Raw genomic sequence first — 16,764 nt, forward strand, 5'->3', positions numbered from 1 at the left:
GAGGTGACCGCCGATGAACCGCACGCACGCCCGAACCGCACGCTGGCTGATCTTCCCGGCGGTCGCCATCCTCATGATCGGCATGGGCTACCCGCTCGCCTGGCAGCTGGTCACCTCCCTGCAGGAGTTCGGCCTCGCCCAGCAGTTCGGCCAGCCGGCCGAGTTCGTCGGCTTCGACAACTATGCACGTCTCGCGACCGATCCCGGCCTGTGGGGCGTCGTCATCCGCTCGATCGTCTTCTGCATCGTGACCGCCGTGATCACGCTGGTGATCGGGATGCTGTTCGCCCTGCTGATGAGCGCCATCGGCAAAGTGACCAGGCTGATCCTCCAGATCGCGATGCTGCTGGCCTGGGCCATGCCCGTCGTCGCGGCGATGACCGTCTGGATCTGGCTGTTCGACCGCCGCCGCGGGGTCGTCAACTACCTGCTCGACGCACTTCCCGGCGTGGAGATGAACCGCTTCAACTGGCTGGAATCGCCCACCACGTTCTTCATCGTTGCCAGCATCATCGTGATCTGGATGTCCGTCCCGTTCGTGGCCTTCTCGGCCTACGCCGGCCTCACGCAAGTGTCCGACGAGATCATGGAGGCCGCCCAACTCGACGGGGCGAGCCCCTGGCAACGGGTGCGCGACATCATCCTGCCGATGATCAAGCCGATCATCCTGATCGTCTTCCTGCTGCAGCTGATCTGGGACCTGAGGGTCTTCACCCAGATCACGATGCTGCAGGATGCCGGCTCCAAAGCGGGCGACTTCGACCTGCTCGGCACCTACATCTACAAGCAGGGGACGCTCGCGCAGGACTTCGGCATGGCATCCGCGGTCTCCATCCTGGTGCTGGCGATGACGATCGCACTGAGCTGGTTCTACATCCGGATCCTGCTGAAAGACGAGGACGCCTGATGAACGCCAGAGTCAAGCGCGGGCTGCTCGGCGGGCTCGCCGTCGTCATTGCGCTGGTGTGGACCTTCCCGGTCTACTGGATGGTGAACTCGTCCATGCTTCCGACGTCGAAGCTGGAATCCTTCACGCCGACATTCCTGCCACTCGGCGGATCATTCGACAACTTCTTCGCTGCGCTGGCGGATGGCGACTTCTATACCGCGCTCGGCATGAGTGTGGCCATCACTGCCATCGCGGTACTTTTCTGCCTGCTCTTCGCTTTCCTCGCCGCCGTGGCGATCAGTCGGTTCCGCTTCCGCGGCCGCAAGAGCTTCATCATCGCGGTGCTGTTGGTGCAGATGCTGCCGGCCGAGGGCCTCTTCATCGCGCAGTACAAGATGATCTCCAGCGTCGGGCTGCTCAACTCGGTGGTCGGCGTGAGTGTCATCTACATCGCCGCGGTCGTACCATTCACCATCTGGATGCTCCGCGGTTTCGTCGCCGGTATCCCGGTCGACCTGGAGGAGGCCGCCATGGTGGACGGGCTCAGCCGCACGCAGGCGTTCCTGCGCATCACCTTCCCGCTACTCGCTCCCGGCCTCGTGGCATCCGGTGTCTATGCGTTCCTGCAGGCCTGGAACGAGTTCACTGTGGCGCTCGTGCTGCTGCCGGCGGAGTCGGCGCAGACCCTCCCGCTGTGGTTGCGCGGGTTCGTACAGGCCAGCGCCACCCGCGCGACCGATTGGGGGCAGGTGATGGCGGCATCCACCCTGGTCGCCGTGCCGGTCATCATCTTCTTCCTCATCGTGCAGGGCCGCCTCACCTCCGGTCTCGTCAGTGGGGCGGTGAAGGGATGAGCACCTTGCCAGCAGGGGTGCTCCTGCCGGGCTTCACCGGGACGACGCTGCCCGATTGGGTCGCCGATCGCCTGCGCCGCGGCCTCGCCGGCGTCTGCCTGTTCGGCGACAACATCGAGTCGTTCGCCCAGGTGAAGAGCCTCACCGCGGCCATCCTCGACGCGAACCCGCACGCGGTCATCGCCATCGATGAGGAGGGCGGCGACGTCACCAGGCTCTTCTACGATGTGGGTTCCCCGTACCCGGGGAACGCCGTGCTCGGACGTATGGACGATCCGGCATATACCGCTCGCGTTGCGCTCGACGTCGGGCGGCAGCTTCGCCGGGCCGGGTGCACGATGACCTTCGCACCCGACGTCGACATCAACTCGAACCCCGACAACCCGGTGATCGGGGTCCGCAGCTTCGGCGCCGACGCAGGCCTGGTCGCACGTCACAGTGCCGCCTGGGTGCGCGGACTGCAGTCGACCGGTATCGCGGCCAGCGCCAAGCACTTCCCCGGCCACGGCGACACCGCGCAGGATTCCCACCTCGCCCTACCCGTCGTCGACGTGTCGCTCGACGTGCTGAGGGAACGCGAGCTCACACCGTTCCGCGCGGTGATCGAGGCGGATGCTGCGAGCATCATGACCTCGCACATCCTGTTGCCGCAGGTCGACCCCGACTTCCCGGCCACCCTCTCCGCGCGGATCCTTCAGGGGCTGCTGCGGCAGGAGCTCGGATACCAGGGAGTCATCGTCTCCGACGCGCTGGACATGGCCGGCGCGAGCGGTACCATCGGCATTCCGGAAGCCGCGGTGCGTGCCATCGCAGCCGGGTGCGACCTTCTGTGCATCGGCACTGACAACTCTGACGCCCAGCTCACCGAGATCGAGAACGCGATCATCGCCGCCATCGCGGATGGACGACTAGGCGATGACCGGCTCGCCGACGCAGCAGCTCGCACGCGCGCCCTGGCCGTTGACTACGCCGCCCGCCGGGCAGCGGAGAGCTCGGTCGAAGTGCCGGTTCCCGCCTTCGAGCTCGGTCGGACGGCGAGCGCATTCGACGTGAGCGCCATCGTGTCCGTGGCGCCCAGCCGGCACCACGTCGTGCTCGAGACCCTCGCGAACATGGCCGTCGGGCTGGCTCCCTGGGCGGCCTGGGCAGACCGGCGGATCGGCGCGGAGACGACGCTCGGCCGGGTTCCGGATGACCGCCAGCTGGTGCTCATCGGCCGGGACAACCACCGGCACGCGTGGGTGCGCGAGCTGATTGACCAGGCCAGGCGCGACCATCCGCGCGTCATCGTCGTCGACATGGGCTGGCCGGGCGACGACCGCGCCTACGCGGACGTGGCGACGTTCGGGGCATCCGCCCACGTCGGTGAAGCACTACTGGCATGGCTGGACGAATCAGGTTCGACGACAGGAAGCACGATGGGCAAGACCGAAGGCGGGGCACGGGAATGAGGGTCGGAGTCGACATCGGCGGCACGAAGACGGCGGCGGTCGCCCTGACGCCGACCGGCGAAATCGTGCAGAAGCTGCGACTGCCGACGGTGCGTGGCGCGCGTGGTGTTGTCGATACTGCGGCCGCGGCGGTCACCGAGCTTGCCGAGCGGATCGGTATCGAGCCGGGGGAGTTCACGTCGATCGGCGTCGGCATCCCGGGTCAGGTCGAGCCGGAGACCGGCCGCGTGACCCACGCCGTGAACCTTGCGGTCGAAGACCTCGAGTTCGGCACCGAATTGAGCGCCCGCCTCGGGCTGCTGGTGGCGGTCGAGAACGACGTGAATGCCGCCGCGCTCGGCGTATACCAACTGCTGGCCGGGGAGTCGACCCACTCCATGGCCTACCTCAATTTGGGAACCGGACTGGCCGCCGGACTGGTGCTCGACGGTCGGCTCTGGCGCGGATCGCGCGGTGCGGCCGGTGAGATCGGGCACATCCCGATCGACCCGAATGGCCCGCCCTGCCCCTGTGGGCAACGAGGGTGCATTGAGGTGCTGGCCTCCGGTTCCGCCGTCGCCAGGCAATGGCCGGCGGCGGATGCCCGGCCGGTGCAGGGACTCTTCGAAGCTGCCGGGCGCGGCGATGCCAACGCGATCGAGGTGAAGCACGGGCTGGTGAACAACATCGCCGCAGCCGTTCGCATTCTCGTGCTCACCATCGACGTTGACATCGTCGTGCTCGGTGGGGGGATCAGCTCGCTGGGGGAGCAGCTGCGTGCCGCGGTCGGCGGCGTGCTGGAGGAGTGGTCTGCCGCATCGCCGTTCCTCGCCTCCCTCGAGCTCGCGTCGCGGGTGCGGCTCGCGCCGGGCGACTACCCATCCGCTGCCGTGGGTGCCGCCCTGGTCGGCATGGCCGGAACCCCCACCCCGATCTGACACTCGCGAACGGATGCGGCCTAACCCACAGAGCTGCCGTTCCCCCAGACGCGCAGAACCTGCCAGTCGTCGTCCAGCAGCACGGCGTCGGCGGCGAAGCCGGGTGCGAGCCGGCCGAGCCGGTCGCCGTATCCGAGGGCCCGCGCGGGAGTCGAGGTGATCGCGGCCACCGCATCCGCCGGCGCAACACGGGCCTGGGTGATCGCGCAACGCAGTGCGCGATCCTGGGTCAGCGTCGAGCCGGCGATCGTGTTGGTGCCGCGCAGTACGGCGAGGCCTTCGCGCACCGACACGTTCAGCGAACCGAGCCGGTAGTCGCCGTCATCGGATCCGGCTGCGGCCATGGCATCCGTCACCAATGCGATCCGCCCCGGCGCCGCCCGGAAGGTCATCCCGGCGACGTGCGGATGCACGTGCAGGCCGTCGAGGATCAGCTCGATCGTCACCCGGTCGTCCTCGAAGGCTGCAATGATCGGGCCCGGGGCGCGGTGGTGGATGCCCGGCATGGCGTTGAACGCGTGGGTGAGGATGGTCGCGCCACGGCCGAACGCCTCGCGAGCGACGTCGATGGTGGCCTCAGTGTGGCCGACGCCCACGGCGACGCCATGCTGCACGAGGTGGTCGACGGCATCCATCGCGCCCGGGATCTCCGGGGCGATCGTGAGCTGGCGGAGGGTGCCGCGGCTCGAGGCGAGCAAGCCGTCGATCTCGTACAGGTCGGGCATCTTCAGGTACTCGTGGTTGTGGGCGCCGCGGCGCTCCTGGGCGAGGTAGGGGCCTTCAAGGTGCGAGCCGAGCACGAGCGGGTCGTCCTCGACCAGGTCAGCGATCACCTCGAGGCTCTCCCGCAGCTGCGCGACCGGGCCCGCGACCAGGCTGATCACCGCGCGCGTCGTGCCGTGCGCGCGGTGGGTGGCCAGGGCGGCCGTGATCTCGTCGTCACCGTCATCGAACGCGTGCCCGCCGCCGCCGTGGCAATGGAGGTCGATGAACCCGGGGACCAGCCAGCCTCCGGCGGTGTCAATCCGCTCGTCCGCCTCGGGCGGTGCACCGACGCCGGTCGCCGCGATCGTGTCGCCATCGACGAGCATCCAGAAGTCGTCGACTGGCCCGTCGACATCGAGCTTGCGGGCGCCAGTGAACACGGTCGTCATGTGCCAACCCTAGCGATGGCCCCCTTCCCCTTGCGCAATTGAGGGACCTTTCCGGACATCCGCGCGAAAGGGAGGAGGATTTCGCGGACGATGGCTGATTCCTCCTCCCTTCCCGCCGGCACGATCGCGCCGGTGATCGCGTGAACGATCCCGGGGGCATCCGCGCAGACAAGGGTCAGCACCCAATGGGTGGGGCCCGGGTCGGGCGACTGCTCGAAAGTCACCTGACCAGGCTAGAGGGGGCGGATGCTCGCAGCGCGATCCACCACACGCCGAACGCCGACAGCAGGAAGACAACCGCGAGGCCGGCCCAGCCCAGCATTCCGTTGGTCACGGCCAGCGTGATCACGAGCGGCGACACCATGGCGGAGATCGACCAGCTCAAGCCGAAGACGCCCTGGTAGGCGCCCGCCCGCCGCTGGTCGGCCAGCTCGAAGCTGAGCCCCCAGACCCCCGCCGATGACAGCACCTCGGCGAAGGTGTGGGCGAGGGTGGCGATCACCAGGAAAGCGATCGCAAACCAGATCGACACCAGCCCGGATGCCGCATATACGAAGCAGGCCACCGCCATCAGGACCCCGGAAAGGGCGATGACCTTCCCGGCGTGCCGCACGTCGTTGGTGCCGCGGCTGAGCGGGATCTGGAAGCCGATCACGATCACGGTGTTCAGGATGAGTACGACCGAGACCATGGCGATCGGCGCATCCGTCGAGTGCAGGATCCACAGCGGCAAGCCGATCTCGGCCAGCCCGAAGTGGAGGCAGAAGATGCCGGTGAGCACGGTCAGCGAGAGGTAGCGTCGGTCGCGGTACGGCGAAATGCCGCGGTCTTCTTCGATGCCGTCGACCGGCGCCGTGCGCACTGGGGCGTTGACCCGCTGGGGCAGGCGCAGCAGCGGGATGACACTGGCGACGATCACCGCACCGGCGACGACCATGGTGGCGTGGAATGCCTCGGCGGTTCCCGCGAGCAGGGCGCCGGCAGCCGCCGCGCTACCGATCGCGATGCCGATGTTGGTCACGGTATGCAGCACCGCGCGCGCGTTCACCCGCCCAGCGCCGTCGAAAGCGCGGGCGATGATCGCCGACCGCACCGAACTGGCCGCCTGATGGAAGGCGCTGTACACGCAGGCGATGGCCAGGGCGACGCTGAAGGTGTCGGCGACCACGTAGAAGATCAGCGCGCTTCCGGCGATGAACTCGAACGCGACCATGAGGCGGCGGGCGCTGAACCGGTCGGCCAGGTGGCCGGCGACGACGGATGCCACGGCACCGGCTGCACTGGACACCGTGAGGATCACGGCGACCTCCACCGCGCTCAGCCCGACGATGAGCGTGAAGTAGAGCACGGTGAGGGCGAGGAAGACGCCGCGGCCGAGGGTCAGAACGAGGCCGGAGACGATGAGGATTCGCAACACCGGGTCGGCGACCCCCGCGGCGAGCCGCTGCCACCTGGACTGGCGCGGGTTCGTCTCCATCGGCCCATCCGGAAGGGGAATGGAGCCGGTTTCCGGTGGTGTTGGGAGGTTGGTCACTATGCCAATCGTAGGGACAGCATCCGACATTCGCAGCCACCAAGCTCGTCTGTAAACTGTCACAGTCGCCGCGCGTTCCGCGGCTTCCCGCTGGCGGCGTCACGCCTCACCCCGGATGGACCTTGTCGCGATGACCGCGCCCGACACCAAACCTTTTCCCTACCTCGCCCTGTTCACCGTGGCGTTGGCCATCTTCCTCAGCGTCACCATCGAAATGCTTCCGACCGGCCTGCTGTCGTACATGAGCTCGGAGCTCGGAGTGACCGAGTCGCTGATCGGCCTCACGGTGAGCGTGTTCGCGTTCACCGTGGTTTTCACCAGCGCCCCGCTGGCGCACCTGACCCGCCGGGTCGACCGCCATCGCCTGGTGATCATCGTGCTGCTCATCCTGGTGGTCAGCACTGTTCTCACCGCTTTCTCGCCCAACTACACGATCCTGGTCATTTCGCGCATCATCGGCGGTGTCGCCCACGGGATCTTCTGGACCGTCATCGGCGCATACTCCGCCTATCTGGTACCGAAGGAACAGATCGGCCGTGCGGTCTCAATCTCGCTCGGCGGCGGCTCGCTGGCCTTCGTGCTCGGGGTTCCGCTGGGAACCGCGCTCGGCCAGGCGGTCGGATGGCGGGCAGCCTTCGGGGTGCTCGCGGCGCTGACCCTGATCGGCACCTTCTTCGTCTGGAAGCTGCTGCCGAAGGTCAGCATGCACCACCTGACAGCATCCGTGCCGACGGTGAGTACGGCGACCGGCAGCCTGGTCGCGTTGACGGATGCTTCAGCCGCCCCGCGCAAGGAACAGTCGATTCTTGCCGTGGTGTTCGTCTGCATCATCACGGCGGTGACCATGATCGGGCAGTACACCTTCTACACCTACGTGGAGCCGTTCCTCACCCGGGAGATGGGGATCGCCAGCTTCGCGGTCGGCCCGGCGCTGTTCGGCTACGGCGCGGCCGGAACGTTGGCCCTGGTGATCGTGGCGGTGTGGTTCGGGGCCCGGCCGCGAACCGGGCTGATGGTCGCGCTGGTGGTGCTTGCAGCATCCGTTGCCGTCCTCGGTGCATGGCCGGCGGTGCTGCCCGTCGCCATCACGGCCTTCCTGTTCTGGGGAGTGTCGATGGGGATGCTGCCGCCGCTGCTGCAGACCCGCGTGCTGCATGCGGCGCCCGCGCGCATCCGGGACACCTCGAGCGCTTTCTACACGACGGCCTTCAACATCGGCATCGGCGGAGGTGCCCTGGTCGGCGCCCTCGCGCTGGAACGGTTCGGGCTCGGATCGCTGCCGAACATCTACCTCGGGCTGCTGGCCCTCGCGATCGTGCTGGTGGTGGTGACGGATGCGATCCTCCGCGGTCGCCCACCTCGTCGCGTCGTCGGGCACTGACCCCGTGATTGTGCCCGTTCCGGACAGAAGTGCCTCGCGGAACGGGCACTATCATCCGGAACGGTCACTATTGCGGGGGCACTGACCTTCAGCGGAGCCGAACTCCGGCCGCCCAGACGGCGGTGACGCGGAGCTCGGCGTCCATCAGCACGGCGTCCGCGGCGTAGCCCTGAGCCAACCGGCCGAGGTCGTGTGCTCGGCCGATCGCCCTGGCGGGCGTTTCGGTGAGCGCTTGAACCGCCGCCTCGACCGGCAGCCCGACCACGTACACGGCCTGTCGCAGCGCTTCGTCCTGGGTGAGCGTCGACCCGGCGATCGAGTCGCCATGGGCGAGCCTCGCCACCCCGGCGTCGACCGTGACCTGCTGGGAGCCGAGCCGGTATTCGCCGTCTCCGGCACCGGCAGCCGCCATCGCATCCGTCACCATGGCCAGCCGCCCGGGGGCCCCGGCGAACGCCAGGCGCACGATGTCCGGGTGCACGTGGACGCCGTCATTGATGATCTCCAGCACCACGCCGGCAGAGCGGATCGCCGCAGCAACGGGCCCGGGCTCACGGTGGTGCAGCCCCGGCATGGCGTTGAAGGCGTGGGTCAGGATGCTCGCACCGGCATCGAACGCCGCCCTGGCCTGGGCGTAGTCGGCACCGGTGTGGCCGACCGCGACCGCGACGCCGGCAGCGACGAAGCGGTGCAGGGCATCCATCCCCTGCGGAAGCTCCGGTGCGAGGGTGACCTGCCTCAGCCATCCCCGGCCGGCGGCCAGGAGCCGATCGATGGTGGCGGCATCCGCCTGCAGGAGAAGGGCCGGATCGTGGGCACCCTGGTGGGCAGCATCGAGGAACGGGCCCTCCAGGTGGGCGCCGAGGATGAGCGGATCCTGGTCCGCGAGATCGGCCACGTCGCCGAGTCGGCGTTCCAGGTCGTCGAGGGATGCTGTCACCAGGGACAACACCGAGCGGGTCGTCCCGTGGGAGCGGTGCATGGCGAGGGCTGTGCCGATGGCATCCGCCCCGTCGTCGAACGACGACCCGCCACCGCCGTGGCAGTGAATGTCGATGAAGCCGGGGGAGAGCCAGGCGCCGCCGGCGTCGATCACCGATGCACCGGACATCAGAGTGAGGTCGACGGGTCCGGCGCCGGTCGCCGTGATGGTGTCCCGGTCGAAGGCCACCCAGCCGTCGGTGACGACTTCTCCGCCGGTGACCAGCCGGGCAGAGTGGATGACGGTTCGGGTGGTGGCGCTCATGGTCCGGTGAGTGCGAACAACCGGATGAGCCGAGCCGCCTCCGCGGCAAGGGCCTCGCGGGCGCCGCGGAAGTACTTCCGGGAGTCCACCACCGTGGGATTCGCGGCGAGGAACGAGCGGAGTTCGGCGGTGAAGACGCCGTTCAGATGCGTCGACACATTGATCTTGGTCATGCCGGCGTGAATCGCCGCGACCAACTGTTCATCAGAGACGCCGGATGAGCCATGCAGCACGAGGGGGACCGGGACTGCGCGGTACAGGTGCGCGATCAGCTTGAGGTCGAGTGCGGCGCTTCGCTCGGTCATGGCGTGGGAGGAACCGACCGCCACGGCCAGGGCGTCCACGTCCGTGGCCTCGACGAAGGCGGCCGCCTCGTCCGGGTCGGTCCGCACCCCGGGGGCGTGTGCTCCATCCTTTCCGCCGATTTCGCCCAGCTCGGCTTCGACGTAGGCTCCGCGCTCGCGGGCGTACTCGACCACGCGGGCTGTTGCCGCCACGTTCGCGCCGTAGTCGAGCGCTGCACCATCGAACATGACGGAGCCGAAGCCGAGGTCGATGGCTTCGCGCACGAGCGTCTCGTCTTCGGCGTGGTCGAGGTGCACCGCGACGGATGCTGTCGATGACCGGGCGATGGCGAGCGCGGCCAGGCCGATCGGGGCGAGGCCTCCGTGGAATTGCACGCAGTTCTGGGAGATCTGCAGGATGACCGGCAGGCCGGCTCGTTCGGCCGCATCGGCCAGCGCCTCCGCGGTCTCCAGATGGATGACGTTGAAGGCACCGATCCCGCGGTGCTCGGCGACCGCCTCGCTGATTACCTCTGCCGTTCTTACCAATGGCACCGGGAGGTCTCCTTCACTGTCACAGGTCGGAATCAGTTGCGCTCGACGATGAGCTGGGCTTCGAGGTCGCGAAACCCGGCCGCGATTTCGCCGGCCTGGGGCATGAGCACCGCGGCCGCCCCGCAGGCGGCAGCCCGGCGGAGGATGTCGGCAGGATCACTGAGTTGGTCGGCGAGGGCGAACGCGATGGCTGCCACGGCGGCATCGCCGGCTCCGGTCGGGTTGCCTCGCATCGGCTGGGGCAGGCGGGCACTCCACACCACTCCGGGCGAATCGGCGGAGACGGCGATCATGCCGTCCTCTCCGAGCGAGACGAAGACCAGGCACGCCCCGAGGGACAGGAGGTGTTTGGCTCCGGCGACCGGGTCGGCGCTGTCCAGCGACTCGGCGAGTTCACGACGGTTGGGCTTCAGCACGGTCGCGCCCGCCCGGGCGGCACTCAGGAGGGCGGGGCCGCTGGCGTCGATCACGCTGGGGATTCCGAGTCCGGTTGCGAGTTCGACCAGGCCCGCATAGAGGTTGTCCGGACTCCCCGGGGGCAGGCTTCCCGACCCGGTCAGGCATTGCGCTTCGGCGCCGAAGGACTCCACAGCGTCGGCGGTACGGGCCCACTCGACCGGCGAGAATGGGCCTCCGGTCTCGTTCAGCACCGTGGTTTCGCCGCGGCTCCGGTCGACGATGGTGATCGTCCTGCGCGTCGGCGAGTCGGACTCGTGCAACAAGTGGGGGAGGCCACTCGCTGCCAGTTCGGCTTCGAACGAATGCCCGGTGTCGCCGCCGACCCCGGCAATCGCGGTGACGTTCGCCCCGAGCTGGCGTGCGACCCGAGCCACGTTCAGGCCCTTGCCGCCCGCCCGAACAGCGGCGGCCCGCACGCGCTGGCTCTCCCCGTGCTCGACCCGATCGATGGTGTACGTGAGGTCGAGTGCCGGGTTGGGGGTGATGGTGATGATCATGGCCGGTCGACCTCGAGTCCGAGTGCGAGCAGTCCCGCGCCGACAATGGCGGCCTGGTCTCCGAAGGCGGCGGTCAGCAGGGCCGGCCGTCGTAGGGCGCCCAGCCGCACCGCGAGGGCGCGCTCGAGCGGGTCCATGAGCAGGGAACCGGATTCGGACAGACCGCCGCCGATGATGATGGTCTCCGCTCCGATGATCGCCGTCATCCAGGCGAGCGACTCGGCTAGGGCGTCGATGGCGTCATTCCAGACTTCAATGGCGGATGCGTCACCACCGTTGACCAGGTCGGCCGCGACTTTGGCATCGGCGCATCCGATCCGCCTCGCGATTGCCGAGGCGGATGCCACCGACTCCAGGGCCCGCGGAGTCCCCTCCCGGTGCGCGGTTGTTGCGACCGCGATCTGACCGATCTCTCCCGCCCAGCCCCCGGCGGTGAGCGGGATGCCGTCCACGATGATGCCTGCCGCTATGCCGGTGCCGATCGGGACAAAGGCTACGACGCCGTTCCGGTCGCGGGCCGCTCCCAGCGCCGCCTCGGCGTGGGCGCCGGCGCGGACGTCCTGCCCGAAGAAGAGCGGAAGCGGGGTGAACCGGGTGATCATCTGCCGAAGGTGAAGCCCTTCCCAGCCGAGGTTCACCGCGCTGACCACGACGCCGGACTCTTCGTCGACGATGCCGGGAACCGCGACGCCCACGGATGTCACTTGATGGCTTGCGCAGAACTGGTCGATAAGGCCGGAGATGATCCTGGCGGTCTTGTCGCCCCTCGCGTCTGCGGACGGGGTATGCATCCGCTGCTCCGCGTGGAGCCGACCCTCGGCATCGACTGCCGCGGCCTTGATGCTTGTGCCGCCGACGTCAATTCCGATCGCGAGTGTTGAGGTCATCCGGCGGTCAGGATAACCGAACGGGTGAGATTTCGCGGGTTGTCGGGGTCGAGGCCCCGGCTTTCGGCGACGGCGACCGCGAAGCGCTGCGCGATGACGAGCACTGCCTGCGGGTCGAGGTCGAACTCCACCATGGTTGCTCCTGTCTCCTCGACGGCCTGCTGTAAGCCTTCCGGCGCCGTGCCGAAGGTCCAGACCAGGCGGCCGGGTTGGGCAATGGAGATCGGACCATGGCGGTAGTCCATCGCGGGGTAGGCCTCTGCCCAGAACTGAGCGGCTTCCCGAGTCTTGAGTGCAGCCTCATGGGCCAGGCCGATCGTCCATCCCTGGCCGACGAAGGTCACCTGGTCTGCTGCGAGCAGGCTGTCGATCGGTGTCTGGAGGGCGATCTCGGCATCCTGGGCGGCCGGCTCGATGTCCTCGCCGAGGTGCGCACGCAGAAGCGCCAGCACCGAGGTGGCGAACCGGGTCTGCACCACCGATTTCTCGTCGGCGAAGGCCAGCGGGATGACATGGGTCGCGTGCGTGGTTGCCGGGGAATCGGCGACTGCGGTGATGATGGTCGTGCGCGTTTCGGGCACCTGCTTGAGCAGGCTGATGATCTCCGTGGTGGTGCCGGACCGGGAGATCGCGATAATCCGGTCGTACGTCCGGGTGTCCGGGAACTCGGATCCGGCGAAAGCGTCAGTGAGACCGTGACCTGCCTGCTCGCGCAGGACGGCGTAGCTCATCGCGATGAACCAGGATGTGCCACAGCCGACCACGGCAACCCGCTCACCCATCACCGGAAGGGCGTCCGCGAACGAGTCCCGCATGGCTGCGACCTTGCGCCAGCATTCTGGTTGGGAGGTGATCTCCGCTGCGACATGTGTCTGCGTCATGGGTCTCTTTCGTCTCTTTCAATCCGCCTGCGCCAGGATCTCTGGCGCTTTTGATTGATTATACGCCAAATGAACAATTTCGATCAAGATAACGCATCGAACGCACGGTGTGCTTTGATTATGCGCGGGATCGAGGATTCCCGATCCAGTCGAGCAGTCGAAGGTGGGAGTGGTGGCTCAGCAGCACAGACTGAATGCCTTGCTCGAACTGATCATCGACCGGGGAACCGTGTCGATCCAGGAAATCGTCGACGAACTGAACGTCTCGGCCGCAACGGCGAGACGCGACCTCAACGGTCTCGCCGACCAGCGTCTGGTCACTAGGACGCATGGCGGCGGCATGGCCCTCGGCTCGGGTTATGAGTTGCCATTGCAGTACAAGATCCCGCGCCAGGCCGACGCGAAGCTCGCAATCGCGAGAACCGTGGCCGAGCAGATCAACTTCGGCGATGTCATTGGACTGAACGGTGGAACGACGACCAGCGAGGTCTCTCGCGTCATCGGCCGCAGCGAGCACTTGATCGGTCCGGGTGACGAGGCGGGTGTGACGATCGTCACGAACGCCCTGAACATCGCGTTCGAGTTGTCGATTCGACGCCACGTGAAAATCGTGGTCACCGGGGGAGTGGCCCGGCGGCAATCGTACGAATTGGTAGGCCCCCTGGTTGGCGACACCATCAATGAATTGACGCTCGATCTGGCGATCCTCGGTGTCGATGGGCTCAGCCCGGAATTCGGGGCGACGACCGTTCACGAGGGTGAAGCGGAAGTCAGCAGGCAGCTCGCGAGCGTCGCGAAACGAGTCATGGTGGTGGCGGATTCGACCAAGCTGGGAAAGACGACGTTCGCCCGCATCTGCCAACTGGAGAAGATCGATGTCCTGGTTACTGACGCGTCGGTGACCGGTGTCATGCGAGACGCCATGGACAAGGCCGGCGTCGAGGTCGTTGTAGCGTCCTGAGCGCATCCGCCACCGGCGGCAGCATCTGATCACGCACCGCAGGCCCGTCGTTTTCAGCGCGTGGCCCCGAAATGGAGTACCTCGCGGTCCGCAGTAACACGCGGGTTCCGGCCGCGTGTTCCAGATTGGTTACGTCTCTCCACAACCATGGAGGGGACAAGGGGACAATCAATATGATCGCTCGTGGCAAGTAATGATCGATATGTGTCATAATCACTCAAGATCACGCAAACAAGGATGTTGGCTCGATGACCGGTTCTCACTCAACCACCCCACAAGCAACGCTTCCGTTGCGCCTGGCGATTATCGGCGCGGGCGAACGCGCACAGATCGCCTGCCACGCAGTCGAGAACACGGACGTGGCCAGGATTGTGGCTGCCGCCGACACCTCGGCATCGAGCCGCGATCGGGTCGCCGAGCGTTTCGGCCCCGACGTGGTCGTCTATGAGTCGCACACCGACCTCATCACCGCCGGTGGCATCGATGGCGCGTTCGTGACGACCCCGGATTCGACCCATGCGCGCATCGCGATCGACCTGTTGCGGGCGGGGATCGCCGTTTATCTTGAGAAGCCGCTCGCAATCACCGTTGCCGAATGCGATGAGGTGTTGGCCACCGCCGCAGACAGCGGCAGCGTCCTGTATGTCGGGCACAACTTCCGCCACGCCGCGGTCGTCAGGCTGATGCGCGCGATCATTGAACGCGGTGAGATTGGCGAGGTGAAAGCGGTCTGGGTGCGCCACTTCGTCGGCAACGGCGGCGACTACTACTTCAAGGACTGGCACGCCGACCGGTCCAAGACCAACTCCCTGCTCCTCCAAAAAGGAAGCCACGACATCGATGTCATCCACTATCTCGCCGGCGGGTACTCCCGACGAGTCGTGGCCATGGGGGAACTCGCCCTCTACGGCTCACTGGACGATCGGATGGACCGCTCCGGACAACGGATGCAGGACTGGTTCTCATTCGACAACTGGCCGCCGCTGGCGAGCCGGGGACTCAACCCGGTTGTCGACGTCGAAGACGTGTCGATGATGCTCATGGAACTCGACAACGGGGTGATGGCCAGCTACCAGCAGTGCCACTTCACTCCGGACTATTGGCGCAACTACACCGTGATCGGCACGGAAGGCCGCCTGGAGAATTTCGGAGATACGGCAAACGGCGTGGTCAAGGTCTGGAACCGGCGGCATGAGTACGCACCGAACGGCGACGCCGAGTACCCGATCGAAGGTGTGGAGAGCGGGCACATGGACGCCGACAAGCTCGCGGTCACCGAGTTCATTCACCACCTCGCCACCGGAGCGCCCACCGAGGTATCGATCGTTGCCGCACGCAACGCCGTGGCGGCCGGGGACCTGGCCGCCCAATCGCTTCGCAGCGGGTCGATCCCGCTCGACGTTCCCGCGCTGGACCCACGCCTCATCGAGGTCCTGGAGAGTTCCACCCGCACGCCCGAGCAGTCCCCCACAGAAAGGCAAGTCCCATGAAACGCAATCCATTCGCACAGTTCTCTCGGACCCGACGACGGCTCGTCATCGGCGCAGCCATCGTCAGCGTCGCAGCCATGGTCGCCGGGTGCTCCGGTGGCGGCGACGCCGCACCGGGCGACTCCGGGGCGTACACCCCTCCCGCTGCGGACTTCGAGGCGGAGATCACCTATGGCATCTGGGATGAGACCCAGAAGGAGGCGATCGAGGCCAACATCGAAGGCTTCAACGAGGAGTATCCGAACATCAAGGTGAACGTCAATGTCACCCCATGGGGCGACTACTGGACCAAGCTCCAGACCCAGGGGTCGAGCACGACCCTCCCAGACCTGTTCTGGATGAACGGTCCGAATTTCCAGCTCTACGCATCCAACGGCCTGTTCGAGCCGATCACCTCGGTCATTGAGGGCGGGCACATCGACCCGGCCAACTATCCGGAAGCCCTCGTCAACCTCTACACCTATGAGGACGTCAACTACGCAGTGCCGAAGGACTTCGACACCATCGGAGTCTGGTACAACAAGGCGATCTTCGAGAAAGCTGGTGTAGCGGAGCCACAGGAGGGTTGGACCTGGGAGGACTTCCATGAGAAGGCCGCCGCGATAACCGCGGCCCTGGGCAGTGAGGGAATCTACGGCACCGCCGCGACAGTCGAGGGCCAGGCCGGCTACTACAACACCATCCTGCAGGCTGGTGGCGAGATCATCTCAGAGGACGGCACCACCACCGGATTCGGCACTCCGGAGGCCGAAGCGGGTCTCCAGTACTGGGCTGACCTGATCGCGGACGGCTCGTCGCCGAACATCCAGCAGCTCACCGACACCTACGGCCTGACCTGGTTCACCTCGGGCAAGGTCGCGATGTACCAGCACGGAAGCTGGACGCGCAACGCGATCGTGGACTCGGAGATCTCGGCAGACGCGACCGCGATTGAAATGCCGACCGGCGAGCGCCAGGCGACGATCATTCACGGTGTGGCCAATGTGGTGAGTGCGAGCAGCGAGAACAAGCAGGCCGCGCACGCACTGCAGGTCTACCTCGCCGGTGAGGAGGCCCAGCGACAGCAGGGCGAACTGGGAGCCGTGATCCCGGCCTTCAACGGAACCCAGCAGGCGTTCGTTGACTCGATCCCGGAGTACAATCTCCAGATCTTCCTCGACGCGATCGACTACTCCTACCCGTACCCGGTCTCCGAGAACACTTCGGCCTGGGCAGCTCTCGAAGCCGAGATTCTGATGGATGGCTTTGCTGGTAAGCGGTCCATCACGGAGGTCAACGAGGAGCTCGGCACGCGAGTACAGGAACTCCTGGACGCGGAGTGACA

16 protein-coding genes are annotated in these 16,764 nt (G+C 66.9%); 8 read left to right on the forward strand and 8 right to left on the reverse strand.

Annotated features, from left to right (window positions below):
* The first annotated feature begins 13 nt into the window (after nt 1-13).
* From ACX3O0_RS14245 to ACX3O0_RS14260, 4 genes are read left to right on the forward strand one after another with little or no spacing between them, the layout of a single operon-like run.
* Nucleotides 14-907, forward strand: a complete 894-nt coding sequence (locus ACX3O0_RS14245) for a carbohydrate ABC transporter permease (protein ID WP_459108144.1) — start codon at nt 14-16, stop codon at nt 905-907.
* Nucleotides 907-1,743, forward strand: coding sequence for a carbohydrate ABC transporter permease (locus ACX3O0_RS14250; RefSeq protein WP_459108145.1), 837 nt, complete (start codon nt 907-909; stop codon nt 1,741-1,743). The genes ACX3O0_RS14245 and ACX3O0_RS14250 overlap by 1 nt, the downstream gene beginning before the upstream one ends.
* Entirely contained in the window at nt 1,740-3,194 is a 1,455-nt protein-coding gene (locus tag ACX3O0_RS14255; RefSeq protein ID WP_459108146.1) for a glycoside hydrolase family 3 protein, read from the forward strand. The genes ACX3O0_RS14250 and ACX3O0_RS14255 overlap by 4 nt, the downstream gene beginning before the upstream one ends.
* Nucleotides 3,191-4,111 carry an ROK family protein gene (locus tag ACX3O0_RS14260; RefSeq protein WP_459093031.1) on the forward strand — a complete coding sequence of 307 codons (921 nt, stop codon included), beginning with the start codon at nt 3,191-3,193 and terminating at the stop codon, nt 4,109-4,111. The genes ACX3O0_RS14255 and ACX3O0_RS14260 overlap by 4 nt, the downstream gene beginning before the upstream one ends.
* 20 nt (nt 4,112-4,131) lie before the next feature.
* Here ACX3O0_RS14260 and nagA (ACX3O0_RS14265) read toward each other — a convergent pair whose 3' ends face one another.
* The 3 genes from nagA (ACX3O0_RS14265) to ACX3O0_RS14275 are packed head-to-tail and all read right to left on the reverse strand — an operon-like array spanning nt 4,132 to nt 6,799.
* Complete coding sequence (nagA, locus tag ACX3O0_RS14265) at nt 4,132-5,265, reverse strand: N-acetylglucosamine-6-phosphate deacetylase (protein WP_459108147.1); 1,134 nt, start codon at nt 5,263-5,265, stop codon at nt 4,132-4,134.
* A complete protein-coding gene (locus ACX3O0_RS14270; protein WP_459108148.1) occupies nt 5,262-5,489 on the reverse strand; it encodes a hypothetical protein in 228 nt (75 codons plus the stop codon). Before ACX3O0_RS14270 ends, nagA (ACX3O0_RS14265) begins: the two co-directional genes overlap by 4 nt.
* On the reverse strand, nt 5,486-6,799 hold the full coding sequence (locus ACX3O0_RS14275) for an MFS transporter (protein ID WP_459108149.1): 1,314 nt from the start codon (nt 6,797-6,799) through the stop codon (nt 5,486-5,488). Before ACX3O0_RS14275 ends, ACX3O0_RS14270 begins: the two co-directional genes overlap by 4 nt.
* Nucleotides 6,800-6,929: 130 nt before the next feature.
* Between ACX3O0_RS14275 and ACX3O0_RS14280 the strand changes: the two genes are divergently transcribed.
* Nucleotides 6,930-8,180: an MFS transporter gene (locus ACX3O0_RS14280; protein ID WP_459108150.1), complete on the forward strand. Its 1,251-nt coding sequence runs from the start codon at nt 6,930-6,932 to the stop codon at nt 8,178-8,180.
* A gap of 88 nt (nt 8,181-8,268) precedes the next feature.
* Here the strand turns inward: ACX3O0_RS14280 and nagA (ACX3O0_RS14285) are convergent, their stop codons facing one another.
* Genes nagA (ACX3O0_RS14285) through ACX3O0_RS14305 form a run of 5 tightly spaced genes read right to left on the reverse strand, consistent with a single transcriptional unit; the run spans nt 8,269 to nt 12,989 of the window.
* Entirely contained in the window at nt 8,269-9,426 is a 1,158-nt protein-coding gene (gene nagA, locus ACX3O0_RS14285) for an N-acetylglucosamine-6-phosphate deacetylase (protein ID WP_459108151.1), read from the reverse strand.
* The gene (locus ACX3O0_RS14290) at nt 9,423-10,265 is read right to left on the reverse strand and encodes a class II fructose-bisphosphate aldolase (protein ID WP_459108152.1); all 843 of its coding nucleotides are present in this window, start codon (nt 10,263-10,265) and stop codon (nt 9,423-9,425) included. The genes nagA (ACX3O0_RS14285) and ACX3O0_RS14290 overlap by 4 nt, the downstream gene beginning before the upstream one ends.
* 32 nt (nt 10,266-10,297) lie before the next feature.
* Nucleotides 10,298-11,221, reverse strand: a complete 924-nt coding sequence (locus ACX3O0_RS14295) for a 1-phosphofructokinase family hexose kinase (RefSeq protein WP_459108153.1) — start codon at nt 11,219-11,221, stop codon at nt 10,298-10,300.
* Nucleotides 11,218-12,108 (reverse strand): ROK family protein, encoded by an 891-nt coding sequence (locus ACX3O0_RS14300; RefSeq protein ID WP_459108154.1) that lies wholly within the window; start codon nt 12,106-12,108, stop codon nt 11,218-11,220. Before ACX3O0_RS14300 ends, ACX3O0_RS14295 begins: the two co-directional genes overlap by 4 nt.
* Nucleotides 12,105-12,989: an SIS domain-containing protein gene (locus ACX3O0_RS14305; protein ID WP_459108155.1), complete on the reverse strand. Its 885-nt coding sequence runs from the start codon at nt 12,987-12,989 to the stop codon at nt 12,105-12,107. Before ACX3O0_RS14305 ends, ACX3O0_RS14300 begins: the two co-directional genes overlap by 4 nt.
* Nucleotides 12,990-13,188: 199 nt before the next feature.
* Between ACX3O0_RS14305 and ACX3O0_RS14310 the strand changes: the two genes are divergently transcribed.
* The 3 genes from ACX3O0_RS14310 to ACX3O0_RS14320 all read left to right on the forward strand — a co-directional run bounded on the left by ACX3O0_RS14310 (nt 13,189) and on the right by ACX3O0_RS14320 (nt 16,762).
* Nucleotides 13,189-13,950 (forward strand): DeoR/GlpR family DNA-binding transcription regulator, encoded by a 762-nt coding sequence (locus tag ACX3O0_RS14310; protein WP_459108156.1) that lies wholly within the window; start codon nt 13,189-13,191, stop codon nt 13,948-13,950.
* Nucleotides 13,951-14,198: 248 nt separating this feature from the next.
* Nucleotides 14,199-15,440 (forward strand): Gfo/Idh/MocA family protein, encoded by a 1,242-nt coding sequence (locus ACX3O0_RS14315; RefSeq protein WP_459108157.1) that lies wholly within the window; start codon nt 14,199-14,201, stop codon nt 15,438-15,440.
* Nucleotides 15,437-16,762, forward strand: a complete 1,326-nt coding sequence (locus ACX3O0_RS14320) for an ABC transporter substrate-binding protein (protein WP_459108158.1) — start codon at nt 15,437-15,439, stop codon at nt 16,760-16,762. Before ACX3O0_RS14315 ends, ACX3O0_RS14320 begins: the two co-directional genes overlap by 4 nt.
* Nucleotides 16,763-16,764 lie beyond the last annotated feature (2 nt).

The sequence above is a fragment of the Homoserinimonas sp. A447 genome, from assembly GCF_054489325.1.

What these genes read in the sequence shown, in the direction of transcription:
- ACX3O0_RS14320 (WP_459108158.1), top strand. Translation starts at nt 15,437, where the DNA reads ATGAAACGCAATCCATTCGCACAGTTCTCTCGGACCCGACGACGGCTC.
- ACX3O0_RS14255 (WP_459108146.1), top strand. Translation starts at nt 1,740, where the DNA reads ATGAGCACCTTGCCAGCAGGGGTGCTCCTGCCGGGCTTCACCGGGACG.
- ACX3O0_RS14280 (WP_459108150.1), top strand. Translation starts at nt 6,930, where the DNA reads ATGACCGCGCCCGACACCAAACCTTTTCCCTACCTCGCCCTGTTCACC.
- ACX3O0_RS14295 (WP_459108153.1), bottom strand. Translation starts at nt 11,221, where the DNA reads ATGATCATCACCATCACCCCCAACCCGGCACTCGACCTCACGTACACC.
- ACX3O0_RS14260 (WP_459093031.1), top strand. Translation starts at nt 3,191, where the DNA reads ATGAGGGTCGGAGTCGACATCGGCGGCACGAAGACGGCGGCGGTCGCC.
- ACX3O0_RS14245 (WP_459108144.1), top strand. Translation starts at nt 14, where the DNA reads ATGAACCGCACGCACGCCCGAACCGCACGCTGGCTGATCTTCCCGGCG.
- nagA (WP_459108151.1), bottom strand. Translation starts at nt 9,426, where the DNA reads ATGAGCGCCACCACCCGAACCGTCATCCACTCTGCCCGGCTGGTCACC.
- nagA (WP_459108147.1), bottom strand. Translation starts at nt 5,265, where the DNA reads ATGACGACCGTGTTCACTGGCGCCCGCAAGCTCGATGTCGACGGGCCA.
- ACX3O0_RS14250 (WP_459108145.1), top strand. Translation starts at nt 907, where the DNA reads ATGAACGCCAGAGTCAAGCGCGGGCTGCTCGGCGGGCTCGCCGTCGTC.
- ACX3O0_RS14305 (WP_459108155.1), bottom strand. Translation starts at nt 12,989, where the DNA reads ATGACGCAGACACATGTCGCAGCGGAGATCACCTCCCAACCAGAATGC.
- ACX3O0_RS14300 (WP_459108154.1), bottom strand. Translation starts at nt 12,108, where the DNA reads ATGACCTCAACACTCGCGATCGGAATTGACGTCGGCGGCACAAGCATC.
- ACX3O0_RS14315 (WP_459108157.1), top strand. Translation starts at nt 14,199, where the DNA reads ATGACCGGTTCTCACTCAACCACCCCACAAGCAACGCTTCCGTTGCGC.